This is a genomic window from Bradyrhizobium sp. CCBAU 21365 (assembly GCF_015291305.1).
Taxonomy (GTDB): Bacteria; Pseudomonadota; Alphaproteobacteria; order Rhizobiales; family Xanthobacteraceae; genus Bradyrhizobium; species Bradyrhizobium elkanii.
In genome coordinates this window covers 8,903,224-8,915,537 of the sequence record NZ_CP030036.1, presented here as the reverse complement: position 1 = coordinate 8,915,537, position 12,314 = coordinate 8,903,224, and the positions used below count along the sequence as shown (strand labels likewise).

Here is a 12,314-nt window from a genome sequence, read left to right as displayed (position 1 = left end):
TCCGTCCGGTCCCGACTCCGGCGCTACACCCTGCGCCCGCAGCCTCCCCGCGCATTCCCGTTAAGAGACAATCGAATTCTGCGCCGGGCGTCTGCCTCAGCTGCTGACTTTTTCCCGTCACGGTAAATAACGGGTTAAGGAATGCGGCCGACGGGCTCTAAAGTTAGGGAATCCGGGAACCTGTTGCGCCGGATCAGGACAGGGCTATCGTTTTCAGGCAGTGCGATTTCCGCTTTGTGTGACGGCACGCACAACCGCAGGCTTGCGATTGTTTCTAGCCGTTGCTTTCGCGCTTGCCGTCGTCGAGCGGCAGCACATTGCCGCGGCCGGACATCGCCGACAGCGCGTCGAGCGCCTCCTCGCACCATTCCACCACCATGCGCTCATGGCGCATCCCGAGGCGCAGGCTGAGCATCTTGCCGACGTCGGCCGGCGGCGCGGTGCCGTCGGGAAAACGCTTGTTGAGCAGGCGCTCATAGCGCTCATAGCGGTCGCGGTGATGCTCCAGCCGCGCCATCAGGTCGGTGCGCAGCGGCTCGATGTCGACGCAATCGAGCGCATAGAGCCGGACCAAAAGGTCGTCCTTGATAGAGGGCGGAACGCTCGGTCGCGCCGCCCAGTGCTTCAGCGCCGCGCGGCCCTCGGCCGTCAGCGTGTAGACCAGCTTGTTGGGCTTGCCCGACTGCACCACCTCGCGGCCCTGGACATGGCCCTTGTCGCGCAGCCGCGAGAGCTCGCGGTAGATCTGCTGGTGGTCGGCCTTCCAGAAGAAGCCGATCGAGGCGTCGAACGTCTTGGCGAGCTCATAACCCGTCATCGGACGTTCCGTGAGGCAGGCGAGGATTGCGTCACCGAGTGCCAACGCCCACCTCCATCTCAGTTCCCAAAGAGGCCATTCTGAAGTTCGCTTGACTTTATGCGTTACTGTGCATATGCGTCAATATGCATATGGTGATCGGCGTGCCGCCCTGTCGCGCGCGCCGGTGGTTCAGGCTTTTCTTAAACCCCGCCGCAGGAGACGTCCGAATGAGCAAGCCGGGCCTCGACAAGTGGTACGCCTACATGAAGTCCCACGACACCGCCGCTCTGTGGGATCTGCTGCATCCCGACGCGGTGTTCGAAAGCCCGGTCGTGCACACGCCGCAGCGCGGCCGTGACATCACCTTCAAATATCTCACCAGCGCCGCCAAGGTGCTCGGCGGCCCGACCTTCAAGTATCTCGGCGAGTGGCAGAGTGACGCCGGCGCGGTGCTCGAATTCGAGAACGAGATCGACGGCATCAAGCTCAACGGCGTCGACATCATCACGTTCGATGGTGACGGCCGGATCACGCATTTCAAGGTGATGGTGCGTCCGCTCAAGGCGATCAACCTGCTGCATCGGATGATGGGCGAGGAGTTGATGAAGCAAAGCGGCGCAACGTCGCAATCACAGTCGCGATAGCATCTGCCGCGGACCTCCGGAACCGGATAAGGTCCGCTCCAACAAACCCAAGGACACGCTGCGCAGCGTCCGTCGCACATGCGGCCACGTGCCAGCCGGGAGACCAGCATGCCAACCTACAAAGCCCCCGTCGAAGACGTCAGCTTCCTGCTCAACGACGTTTTCCAGATCGACCGCTACGGCAATCTTCCCGGCTTCACCGATGCGTCGGCCGATGTGCGCGAGGCGATCCTCGGCGAGGCCGCCAAGCTCAGCGAAGAGGTGCTGCAACCGCTCAATCGCACAGGCGATCTCGAAGGCTGCAAGCGCAACGACGACGGCAGCGTCTCCACGCCGAAGGGCTTCAAGGACGCCTTCAAGCAGGTCGCTGAAGGCGGCTGGCTCGGCCTGTCGGCGCCGACGGAGTTTGGCGGCCAGGGCCTGCCGGTGACGCTCTCGCAGGCGGTCAACGAATTCCAGATCTCCGCCAACATGGCGTTTTCGATGTATGGCGGCCTGACCATGGGCGCGACCGCCGCGCTGCTGGTGCACGGCACCCCCGAGCAGAAGCAGACCTATGTGCCGAAGATGGTCGCGGGCGAGTGGACCGGCACCATGAACCTGACCGAGCCGCATTGCGGCACCGATCTCGGCCTGCTCCGCACCAAGGCGGTGCGCCAGGCCGACGGCAGCTTCAAGATCACCGGCACCAAGATCTTCATCTCCGCCGGCGAGCACGACCTCACTGAGAACATCATCCATCTCGTGCTGGCGCGCATCGAAGGCGCGCCGGCCGGCATCAAGGGCGTCTCGCTGTTCGTGGTGCCGAAGGTGCTGGTCAATGCCGACGGCTCGCTCGGGGCGCGCAACGGCGTCAGTTGCGGCTCGATCGAGCACAAGATGGGCATCCACGGCAATTCCACCTGTGTGATGAACTACGACAACGCCACCGGCTGGCTGATCGGCGAAGAGAACAAGGGCATGCAGGGCATGTTCGTGATGATGAACGAGGCTCGCCTCGGCGTCGCCGTGCAGGGCCTCGCGCAGTCTGAGGTCGCCTATCAGAACGCGGTCGCCTATGCCCGCGAGCGCCTGCAGGGCCGCTCGCTGACCGGTGTCAAGGAGCCCGAGAAGCCGGCCGATCCGATCATCGTGCATCCCGACGTTCGCCGCACCCTGCTCACCATCCGCGCCTTCAACGAGGCGGCGCGCGCCATGGTGGTGTGGACCGCGCTGAAGAGCGACGTCGCGCACCGCTCCAACGACGCTGGGGATCGCCAGGCCGCCGACGATCACATGGGCCTGATGACACCGGTGCTGAAGGGCGTCCTGACCGACACCGGGTTCGCCAACACGGTCTCGGCGCAACAGATGTTCGGTGGCCACGGCTACATCGCCGAGCACGGCATGGAGCAGTTCGTGCGCGATGCGCGCATCGCGATGATCTATGAGGGCGCCAACGGCATCCAGGCGCTCGACCTGGTCGGCCGCAAGCTGCCACGCGACGGCGGCCGCGCCGCGATGGCGTTCTTCGGCGAGGTCGGCGCCTTCGCCAAGGAGCACGGCGCCGACGAAGCGATGAAGCCGTTCATCACCCCGCTTTCCACCGCGCTCGGCCATCTGCAGCAGGCCACCGGCTGGCTGATGCAGAACGCGCTGACCAAGCCCGACAATGCCGGCGCCGCGGCGACCGACTACATGAAATTGTTCGGCCTGGTCGCGCTCGGCTACATGTGGGCGAAGATGGCCAAGGTGGCGCAGGACAAGGCCGCCGCCGGCGCCACGCCCTACCTCAACACCAAGCTCGTGACCGGCCGCTTCTTCATGGAGAAGCTGCTGCCGGAGACCGCCGTGCATCTGGCCCGGATCCAGAGCGGCAGCGCCACCACGATGGAATTGGCCGCGGAAGCGTTCTGAAGCGTTTTCCAGCGAAGTGGAGACCGGTTCGCGTGAAGAAAATGCGTCAAACAAGAAAGCCTTGAAAATTGCCGCCGCAGCGCTGCGGCGGCGGGTCTTTCCATATATATTATGATCCTCATATCAAGGAGGGCGTCATGCCTGAGGCATACATCTACGATCACGTTCGTACCCCGCGCGGCCGCGGCAAGGCCGACGGCGCGCTGCACGAGGTCACCGCGCTGGCGCTCGCCACGGTGCCGCTGAAGTCGCTCAAGGAGCGCAACAATCTTCCCGCGGATTCCGTCGACGACGTCGTGCTTGGCGTGGTCGACCCGGTCGGCGAGGCCGGATCCGACATCGCCCGCTTCGCGGCGCTGAACGCCGGCCTCGGCGAGAAGGTGCCAGGCGTGCAGATCAGCCGCTTCTGCGCCTCCGGCCTCGATGCCGTGAACTTCGCCGCAGCCCAGATCATGAGCGGCCAGCATGAGCTCGTGATCGGCGGCGGCGCGGAATCGATGAGCCGCGTCGGCATCGGCGCCTCCGGCGGCGCCTGGCCGATGGATCCCTCGATGGCGGTGCCGGCCTATTTCATGCCGCAGGGCATCTCGGCCGACCTGATCGCGACCAAATACGGTTTCTCGCGCGACGACGTCGACGCCTACGCAGTGCAGAGCCAGCAGCGCGCGGCCAAGGCCTGGGACGAGGGCCGCTTCGGCAAGTCGGTGGTGCCGGTCAAGGACGTCAACGGCCTGACCATTCTCGCCAAGGACGAGCACATGCGCCCGACCACGACGATGCAGTCGCTGGCGCAGCTGCAGCCGTCATTTGCGGCGATGGCGGCGATGGCCGGGTTCGACGCGGTGGCGATCCAGTCGCATCCCGAGGTCGAGAAGGTCAATTACGTGCATCACGCCGGCAATTCCTCCGGCATCGTCGACGGCGCCGGCGCCGTACTGCTCGGCAGCAAGGAGGCGGGCGCCAAGTATGGCCTGAAGCCGCGGGCGAAAATCCGCGCCTTCGCCAATATCGGCTCGGAGCCCGCGATGATGCTGACCGGCCCGGTCGACGTCACCGAAAAGCTGTTCGAACGCTCCGGCATGAAGAAGTCGGACATCGACCTGTTCGAGCTCAACGAGGCCTTCGCCTCGGTGGTGCTGCGCTACATCCAGGCGTTCGACATCGACAACGCCAAGATCAACGTCAATGGCGGCGCGATCGCGCTCGGCCATCCGTTAGGGGCGACCGGCGCGATGATCCTCGGCACCGTGCTCGACGAGCTCGAGCGCACCAACAAGGAAACCGCGCTGGTGACGCTGTGCATCGGCGGCGGCATGGGCACCGCCACCATCATCGAGCGCGTCTGAGGCGAGGGAGCGAGCAACATGGCTTACAAGAATTTCAAGTTCGAAGTCGACGCCGACGGCATTGCGCTCGTCACCTGGGACATCCCTGATCGTTCGATGAACGTGTTCGACGAGCTCTCGACCCAGGAGATCGACGAGATCATCAAGCAGACGACCGGCGATGCCGCGATCAAGGGCGTCGTGATTACCTCGGCCAAGGAGGCGTTCTGCGCCGGCGCCGACCTTTCGATGCTCGAGGGCATGAACCGCTCTTACGCACAGCTCTTCAAGGAGAAGGGCGAGGAAGCCGCGAACCAGATGCTGTTCGAGCAGAGCCGCCGGATGTCGCAGTCGTTCCGCGCGATCGAGACCTCGGGCAAGCCGTGGGTCGCCGCGATCAACGGCCTTGCGCTCGGCGGCGGCTTCGAGATCACGCTGGCCTGCCACTACCGCGTCGCGGCCGAGAACCCGAAGACCCGGCTCGGCCTGCCCGAGATCAAGGTCGGCCTGTTCCCCGGCGCCGGCGGCACCCAGCGCGTGCCGCGTCTCGTGCAGCCGGCGGACGCGATGCAATTGCTGCTCAAGGGCGAGGCGGTCAATCTCACCCGCGCCAAGGCGCTCAGCCTGATTCACGCCGTGGTGCCCGCGGCCGATCTGATCAAGGCCGCCAAGGACTGGATCAAGGGCGGCGGCAAGGCGGTCGCGCCGTGGGACGAGAAGGGCTTCAAACTGCCCGGCGGCCCGGTCTTCTCCAAGATGGGCATGCAGATGTTCCCGGCCGGCAACGCGATCTACCGCCGCGAGACCTACGACAACTATCCGGCCGCTCGCGCCATCATGAGCTGCGTCTATGAGGGCCTGCAGCTGCCGATCGACGCTGCATTGCGCGTCGAGTCGCGCTACTTCACCAAGGTGCTGCGCTCGAAGGAAGCGGCGGCGATGATCCGCTCGCTGTTCCTGTCGATGCAGGAATTGAACAAGGGCGCCCGCCGCCCGGCCAATGTGCCGCCGACCAAGGTGAAGAAGCTCGCCGTGATCGGCGCCGGCTTCATGGGCGCCAGCGTCGGCTATGTCTCGGCGCAGGCCGGCATCGACGTCGTGCTGGTCGATCGCGACCAGGAGAGCGCCGACAAGGGCAAGGGCCACGCCAAGACCGTGGTCGACGGCCTGATCGCCAAGGGGCGGATGAAGCAGGACGCGGCCGACGCCATCCTGGCGCGGATCTCGGCAACGGCCGACTACAACGTGATCGCAGACTGCGACCTCGTCATCGAGGCCGTGTTCGAAGATCGCAAGGTCAAGGCTGACACCTATGCCAAGGCGCAGCCGCTGCTCAAGGAGGGCGCGATCTTCGCCTCCAACACCTCGACCTTGCCGATCAATTCGCTGGCCGAGGAGTTCAAGGACCAGGGCAAGTTCATCGGCATCCACTTCTTCTCGCCGGTCGAGAAGATGATGCTGGTCGAGATCATCCTCGGCAAGAACACCGGCGACGTCGCGCTGGCGACCGCACTCGACTATGTGCGCGCCATCGGCAAGACGCCCATCGTGGTGAACGACTCCCGTGGCTTCTTCGCCAACCGTTGCGTGATGCGCTACATCTCCGAGGGCAACGAGATGCTGCTCGAAGGCGTGCCGCCGGCGATGATCGAGAACACCGCCAAAATGGCCGGCATGCCGGTCGGGCCGCTGTCGCTGCAGGACGAGGTTGCGCTTGATCTCGGCCTGAAGATCACCAAGGCGACCGAGGCCGATCTCGGCCCCAACGCGATCGACCAGGCGCAGAAGAAGCTGATGGTCGAGATGGTCGAGAAGCAGGGCCGCTTCGGCCGCAAGAACGGCAAGGGCTTCTACGACTATCCCGAGAAGGGCAAGGGCCAGAAGAACCTGTGGCCGGGGCTCGCCAATCTGCAGCCGAAGCAGCTCGATCCCGACACGCTCAGCGTCGAGGAATTGAAGCAGCGCTTCCTGGTGGTGCAGGCGGTGGAGGCCGCGCGCACCGTCGAGGATCACGTCATCACCGACGTGCGCGAGGCCGATGTCGGCTCGATCCTCGGCTTCGGCTTCGCGCCGTTCACCGGCGGTGCGCTGTCCTACATCGACTTCATGGGCACCAAGAACTTCGTCGCGCTCTGCCACAGCTTCGAGAAGAAGTACGGCTCGCGCTTCACGCCGCCGAAGCTGCTCGAGGAGATGGCCGCCAAGGGCGAAACCTTCTACGGCCGCTTCCCGCCGAAGAAACAGGCGGCGTAAACTTCCGGGGCAAACTCGCGCAGGATCAAGCCGGTCATCGATCCGACTTGATCCTGTTGTGCGACGGTCATGCCGGTCAAAGTCCCGCCACGCTTGTTCCCCACTGGCACCACGCTGCTGGCATCACTCTTGCTGGTCGATCGCCGGGGCGACGATCAGCGTGAGGGTGTCGTGCGATGAGTTCTGCGCTCAGGGAAAATGCCGCGGAGGTCGTGGCGAAGGATCCGTTGCCTTCGTTGCCGCCGTCGCGGTGGCGGAAGCCGCTGCGTTTGCGGGGCAAGGGCCCGTCATGGACCGGCCTCGCGCTACTCGTTCTGGCCGCGGATATTGTGCTCGCCGCGGCGGTCTGGCAGGCCGTCAATTTCTTCAGCCATTGAGCCGTCGGTCCCCGGCGAGAGCAAGGCGCCGGCGAGATAGGCGAACTGGTTGAAGGCGAGGCAGGCGACGACGATCGGAGCGCCGGTGGCAAAGGAAAAGCCGTCGGATTGGAGCACGATCGCCGCGAGCACCGCGACCAGCGGCGACTCCAGCATCAATGTCCAAACCCGAAAGTACAAACTGGTTGCCAGCCCAACCAGGATGCTGGTCAATAAAAGGGTAAAGGCGATCGTCACATTTTTAGACCAGTTGGAGCGGAGGGCGCGCCGCAGGTCATAGTCGGTCAGTTGGATCGCTCGAACAAGGACGGCCACGCCCTCAACCAAAACTACACCGACTTAGTATTAATCGGTATAATGCAGGTTAAATTGGGACGTTCTGCCGCCGGTGTCGAGAAAAGGGATCGGCGAATCCACAACAAAGAAGAGTCGGATCGGCCGACCCGGCTCTTTCGCGGTCGTGGTGAGCGAGCTCAGGCCGCCTTGAGCAGGCCTTCCTTCTTCAGCGCCTCCTGCACCTTCGGGCGCGCCGCGACGCGGGCCTTGTAGGCGGTCACGTGCGGCAGGCCGGAGAGATCGAAGCCGAGCCGGTCCTGCGCCCACATGATCATGGTGAAGAGGTAGCCGTCGGCGACCGTGAACTGGTTGCCCATCAGATAGTCGCGTCCGGCGAGCTGGCTCTCGACATATTTGAACTTGCCCATGGCGCGGTCCTTGAAGAAGGCCTTGGCGTCGTCGGCGAGCACGGGCGAGAACATCGGGCCGAGATTCTTGTGCAGCTCGGTCGTGGTGTAGTTCAGCCATTCGAGCAGCTTGTAGCGCTCGTTGGAGTCCCTCGCCGGCGCCAGCTTCTTGTCGGCGGCCTTGTCGGCGATCATCTGGATGATGATCGGCCCTTCGGTGACCATCTCGCCGGTATCCAGCGCCAGCGCCGGCACCTGGCCCTTAGGGTTCACCTGGAGGAAATCGTCGCCGTTTTCGAGCTTCTTGGCGCGCAGATCGACCTTGACCAGGTCGTACGGGAGCCCGGCCTCGAGCAGGGCGATATGAGGGGAGAGGGAGCAGGCACCGGGGGTGTAATAAAGCTTCATGGGGGTATTCCTTCCCTTGTTCTTGGCGTCCGGAGAGGGATTGCCTACATGCGCCTGCATGAAATAGTCAAGATTGATGCAGATGCATTCAGTGCGGTACAGTCGGGTGCCGGGACCCCTATGAGCTAGACCATGAAACGCAAGCTATCGAGCGAAGCGACGGCCGCCTGGATCCGCCTGATGCGGGTGCCGAGCCGGGTGCTGGACTGCGTCGAGCAGGATTTGAAGAAGGCCGGTTTTCCGCCGCTCGCCTGGTATGACGCCTTGCTCGAGCTGTCGCGCGCGCCGTCGGGCGAACTGCGCCCGGTCGAGCTCGAGCGCCAGATGCTGATCCCGCAATATTCGACCTCGCGGCTGATCGACAAGCTGGTCGACGAGGGGCTCGCCGCCCGGCGCGAATGCAAGATCGACAAGCGCGGCCAGTTCGTCGAGATCACCGAGGCCGGACGCGAGCTGCAGAAGCGGATGTGGAACGCCTATTCGGCCGCGATCGACAAGCATGTCGGCTCCAAATTGTCCGACGCCGACGCGACCAGGCTGTGCGGTCTGCTCGACCGGCTCGGCTGCGCCTGCGGCGACGCCAAAGGCGACGTCAAGAACGAGACCAAGGCTGATAGCAAGGCTGCGCCTGCGCGAGACGGCGTGCCTGCCCGATGATATTGCTGATTCCATCATCCGCAGCCGTTGTGGCTCGCGGATGTCCCTGCCACCGCGCGCCTTCGATCGAAGCGCCCTTGAGTTGGATTATCTATGGCGCGTGACCAGATCGACATGACGCCGCTGCAGTCGCGCGACGAACTCGTGGCGTGGCTTGAAGCCGGCGTGAAGCCTGAGTCCGAATTCCGGATCGGCACCGAGCACGAGAAGACTCCGTTCACGCTCGAGGGCCATCAGCCCGTGCCCTATGAAGGCGCCAAGGGCATCGGCGCGCTGCTCGAGGGCATGAAGCTCTTGCTCGGCTGGGAGCCGATCATGGAGCGCGGCAACATCATCGGCCTCTATGACGTCACCGGCGGCGGCGCGATTTCGCTCGAGCCGGGCGGGCAGTTCGAACTGTCGGGCGCGCCGGTCGAAACCGTGCATCAGACGCAGTCGGAATTGATGGCGCATCTGGCGCAGGTGCGGGAGATCGCAACCCCGCTCGGCATCGGCTTCCTCGGCCTCGGCATGACGCCGTCCTGGTCGCGTGCGCAGATCCCCGTGATGCCCAAGGGGCGTTACAAGATCATGCGAAACTACATGCCGAAGGTCGGCAAATACGGCCTCGACATGATGTTCCGGACCTGCACGGTGCAGACCAATCTCGACTTCTCCTCCGAAGCCGACATGGTGAAGAAGCTGCGCGTGTCGCTGGCGTTGCAGCCGATCGCGACCGCCTTGTTCGCCAACTCGCCGTTCACCGAAGGCAAGCCCAACGGCTTCCTGTCGTTCCGCTCCGAGATCTGGCGCGACACCGACAATGCGCGCAGCGGCATGGTGCCGTTCGCGTTCGAGGACGGCATGGGATTCGAGCGCTATGTCGATTACGCGCTCGACGTTCCGATGTATTTCGTCAAGCGCGGCGAGGAATATATCGACGTCTCCGGCTCCTCGTTCCGGGATTTCTTCGCCGGCAAGAATGCCGTCCTCCCGGGCGAGCGTCCGACCTTGTCGGACTGGGCCAATCACCTCTCGACGATCTTCCCCGAGGTGCGGCTGAAGCGCTACCTCGAAATGCGCGGCGCCGACGGCGTGCCGTGGGGCCGGCTGCCGGCGCTGCCGGCGTTCTGGGTCGGGCTGCTCTACGACAATGACAGCCTCGATGCCGCCTGGGACATCGTCCGCTACTGGACCGCGCCGGAGCGGCAGGCGCTGCGTGACGACGTGCCGCGTTTCGGCTTCAAGTCGCGGATCAAGGACCGCTATTTGTTCGAGATCGCCAAGGAGTGCCTGATCCTGTCGCATGCCGGATTGCGGCGGCGCGGACGGATCGATCATCTCGGACGCGACGAGAGCCGTTTCCTCGAGCCGCTCGAGCGCATCATCGAGACCGGCCGCTCGCCGGCGGAGGAGATGCTGGAGAAGTTCAACGGCCCCTGGAACGGCTCGGTGGAACCGGCCTATCAGGAGTACGCGTTCTAATCCCCGCTTGGTCCCAATCCGAGCCCGAAACGCGCGTGAACGGCGGTGGTGTCGCACCCGCCGTTCATCCGCCGTACAGGTTCATGGCGTTCAAATGACGCCCCGCTAAACGCGCGGGGACTGCACGAATTTGAAAGCAATCTCATGGGGATAGGCCGCCACTTCAGGGCGTGTGTGGTGATGTTTGCGGTCGTTGCGGCCGCTGTCGTCGCGCGCCCGGCATTGGCGCAGACCAATTTCGACCGTCCCGGCGGCGACTATCTGAACGCGCCGGTGACGACGGGCGATCCGGCCGATTGCGCGCTGACCTGCGAGCGCGACCGCCGCTGCCGCGCCTGGAGCTTCAACTATCCGACCGACGCCAACAACGGCGCGGTGTGCTGGCTCAAGAGCACCGTGCCGCCACGGGTGCAGAACGTCTGCTGCGTCTCCGGGGTGCGCGGCGCAGGCGTGGTCGAACCGCGCAACGGCGCCATCGAAACCTCGATCGACCGCCTAGGCGGCGACTACAAGAATTTCGAATTGAAGGGCAGCGACGGCGGCGACGAGGCCTGCCAGGCCGCCTGCACCGCCGACAACAAGTGCCGCGCCTGGACCTACGCGCGCCCCGGCTATGCCGGTCGTGACGCGCATTGCTTCCTGAAGAAAGAGATCAAGCCGCCGCGCCGCAAGGCGGGGTTCACGTCGGGCGTGGTGCGGTGACTCCGTAGCCCGGATGGAGTGAAGCGCAATCCGGGGCCGCGCTCACCGCGGATGGACCAGTCCCGGATTTCGCTGCGCTTCATCCGGGCTACGAAGCGACGACAGGCTACTCCGCCGCCAGCACCGTGAGCTCCGGCCACAGCGCCTTCCACCGCTCAGCCTTCGTCGCATAGTTCGCCGGCGAAAAATTGGGGGTCCGGTTCGGCCGCACGATCATGCCGGCGACATCGTCGAAGCCGTTCGGCGCATAGACGTCGTAGCCGCGCGTGGTGCGGCGGATGCCGATCTGCGTGTTTTCGGTGAGGAAGCGGTCGATGCCGTCGGTCGAACGCGACAGCGCCGGGTAGGGCAGGCCGTGCTTTTCGGGATACCAGAGATGGACGCGGGCCTGGTTGCGTACCTCGATCGCGACACCCAGATGTCCAAGCCGTGCCTTGAGCTCGCGGATCACCGCGTCCTCGGCCTCCCATGAGGTATCTGGATCGAAATAGAAGATGTCGTGGTCGCTGATGCCGTAATCGAGCGGCCGGCGGGTCAGCACGTTCCACACGGTCTGCACCAGGCAGCCGGCGACCAGCCATGCATCGGGCAGCGCAAAGCGGTACAGCTCGTCAGCGACGGCTTGATTGGCCGGGTTGCGCAGCGCGGCCGTGAGGAATTCGTCCTGCGTCACGACGAGGCGGTCGCGTCGGTGTCCCGGACCGCCTTCCTCGATGCCAGCGTGCGCCAGCGCCGGCGCAGCAAGGGCTCGACGGCGGCGCGCTTGGCCTTCGACAGGCGGATCAGGACCGTCGGGTAGTCGCGGTAGTGATCGGTGAAGTAGAACACCTTGGGCTGATGCTCGACCAGCATGTCGCGCTCATCCGGCGGTACGCCCGGCATCACCAGACTGTCGCCGTCCTCCTTGAGCCGCACCAGCATCTTGTTGCGCACCTTCAGCGCCGGCGTGCCGTAGGAAGAACCGTCCTCGACCTCCGGCCACGTCAGCGCGATGTGTCTGATGTCGTCGAAGGTCACGACTGACCTCTCGCGGGGAATGTAGCCCGGATGAGCGCAGCGATATCCGGGACGGCCTCGACACATGCCCCGGATGTCGCTGCGCTCAT

The 12,314-nt window shown here is 64.7% G+C and carries 12 protein-coding genes; 7 read left to right on the top strand and 5 right to left on the bottom strand.

Annotated elements, in window-relative coordinates:
- Positions 1-274 precede the first annotated feature (274 nt).
- Positions 275-862, bottom strand: a complete 588-nt coding sequence (locus XI02_RS42235; RefSeq protein WP_026191938.1) for a PadR family transcriptional regulator — start codon at positions 860-862, stop codon at positions 275-277.
- 164 nt (positions 863-1,026) lie between these two features.
- On the opposite strand from XI02_RS42235, the gene XI02_RS42230 reads away from it, so the two are divergent.
- From XI02_RS42230 to XI02_RS42215, 4 genes are all read left to right on the top strand, one after another.
- On the top strand, positions 1,027-1,443 hold the full coding sequence (locus tag XI02_RS42230) for a nuclear transport factor 2 family protein (protein ID WP_016847109.1): 417 nt from the start codon (positions 1,027-1,029) through the stop codon (positions 1,441-1,443).
- A gap of 108 nt (positions 1,444-1,551) precedes the next feature.
- On the top strand, positions 1,552-3,339 hold the full coding sequence (locus tag XI02_RS42225) for an acyl-CoA dehydrogenase C-terminal domain-containing protein (RefSeq protein ID WP_016847108.1): 1,788 nt from the start codon (positions 1,552-1,554) through the stop codon (positions 3,337-3,339).
- Positions 3,340-3,476: 137 nt separating this feature from the next.
- Positions 3,477-4,685, top strand: a complete 1,209-nt coding sequence (locus XI02_RS42220) for an acetyl-CoA C-acetyltransferase (protein WP_018269065.1) — start codon at positions 3,477-3,479, stop codon at positions 4,683-4,685.
- A gap of 18 nt (positions 4,686-4,703) precedes the next feature.
- Positions 4,704-6,917 carry a 3-hydroxyacyl-CoA dehydrogenase NAD-binding domain-containing protein gene (locus XI02_RS42215; RefSeq protein WP_172646552.1) on the top strand — a complete coding sequence of 738 codons (2,214 nt, stop codon included), beginning with the start codon at positions 4,704-4,706 and terminating at the stop codon, positions 6,915-6,917.
- A 305-nt stretch (positions 6,918-7,222) separates the two neighbouring features.
- Here XI02_RS42215 and XI02_RS45900 read toward each other — a convergent pair whose 3' ends face one another.
- The gene (locus tag XI02_RS45900; protein ID WP_244980906.1) at positions 7,223-7,609 is read right to left on the bottom strand and encodes a hypothetical protein; all 387 of its coding nucleotides are present in this window, start codon (positions 7,607-7,609) and stop codon (positions 7,223-7,225) included.
- A gap of 158 nt (positions 7,610-7,767) precedes the next feature.
- Complete coding sequence (gene gstA / locus XI02_RS42205; protein WP_016847104.1) at positions 7,768-8,385, bottom strand: glutathione transferase GstA; 618 nt, start codon at positions 8,383-8,385, stop codon at positions 7,768-7,770.
- Between the two features lie 132 nt (positions 8,386-8,517).
- Between gstA and XI02_RS42200 the strand changes: the two genes are divergently transcribed.
- The 3 genes from XI02_RS42200 (at position 8,518) to XI02_RS42190 (ending at position 11,208) form a co-directional block, all read left to right on the top strand.
- On the top strand, positions 8,518-9,042 hold the full coding sequence (locus tag XI02_RS42200) for a MarR family winged helix-turn-helix transcriptional regulator (RefSeq protein WP_016847103.1): 525 nt from the start codon (positions 8,518-8,520) through the stop codon (positions 9,040-9,042).
- Positions 9,043-9,135: 93 nt separating this feature from the next.
- A complete protein-coding gene (locus XI02_RS42195; RefSeq protein WP_172646553.1) occupies positions 9,136-10,506 on the top strand; it encodes a glutamate--cysteine ligase in 1,371 nt (456 codons plus the stop codon).
- A 144-nt stretch (positions 10,507-10,650) separates the two neighbouring features.
- On the top strand, positions 10,651-11,208 hold the full coding sequence (locus XI02_RS42190) for a PAN domain-containing protein (protein ID WP_370142314.1): 558 nt from the start codon (positions 10,651-10,653) through the stop codon (positions 11,206-11,208).
- Between the two features lie 106 nt (positions 11,209-11,314).
- Here XI02_RS42190 and XI02_RS42185 read toward each other — a convergent pair whose 3' ends face one another.
- A complete protein-coding gene (locus tag XI02_RS42185; protein ID WP_172646554.1) occupies positions 11,315-11,881 on the bottom strand; it encodes a nucleotidyltransferase family protein in 567 nt (188 codons plus the stop codon).
- Positions 11,878-12,225, bottom strand: coding sequence for an MmcQ/YjbR family DNA-binding protein (locus tag XI02_RS42180; protein WP_069280302.1), 348 nt, complete (start codon positions 12,223-12,225; stop codon positions 11,878-11,880). Before XI02_RS42180 ends, XI02_RS42185 begins: the two co-directional genes overlap by 4 nt.
- Between the last annotated feature and the right edge of the window lie 89 nt (positions 12,226-12,314).

Coding starts and splice junctions, on each gene's coding strand:
- XI02_RS42230 (WP_016847109.1), top strand. CDS start 1,027: ATGAGCAAGCCGGGCCTCGACAAGTGGTACGCCTACATGAAGTCCCAC.
- XI02_RS42225 (WP_016847108.1), top strand. CDS start 1,552: ATGCCAACCTACAAAGCCCCCGTCGAAGACGTCAGCTTCCTGCTCAAC.
- XI02_RS42220 (WP_018269065.1), top strand. CDS start 3,477: ATGCCTGAGGCATACATCTACGATCACGTTCGTACCCCGCGCGGCCGC.
- XI02_RS42215 (WP_172646552.1), top strand. CDS start 4,704: ATGGCTTACAAGAATTTCAAGTTCGAAGTCGACGCCGACGGCATTGCG.
- gstA (WP_016847104.1), bottom strand. CDS start 8,385: ATGAAGCTTTATTACACCCCCGGTGCCTGCTCCCTCTCCCCTCATATC.
- XI02_RS42200 (WP_016847103.1), top strand. CDS start 8,518: ATGAAACGCAAGCTATCGAGCGAAGCGACGGCCGCCTGGATCCGCCTG.
- XI02_RS42195 (WP_172646553.1), top strand. CDS start 9,136: ATGGCGCGTGACCAGATCGACATGACGCCGCTGCAGTCGCGCGACGAA.
- XI02_RS42190 (WP_370142314.1), top strand. CDS start 10,651: ATGGGGATAGGCCGCCACTTCAGGGCGTGTGTGGTGATGTTTGCGGTC.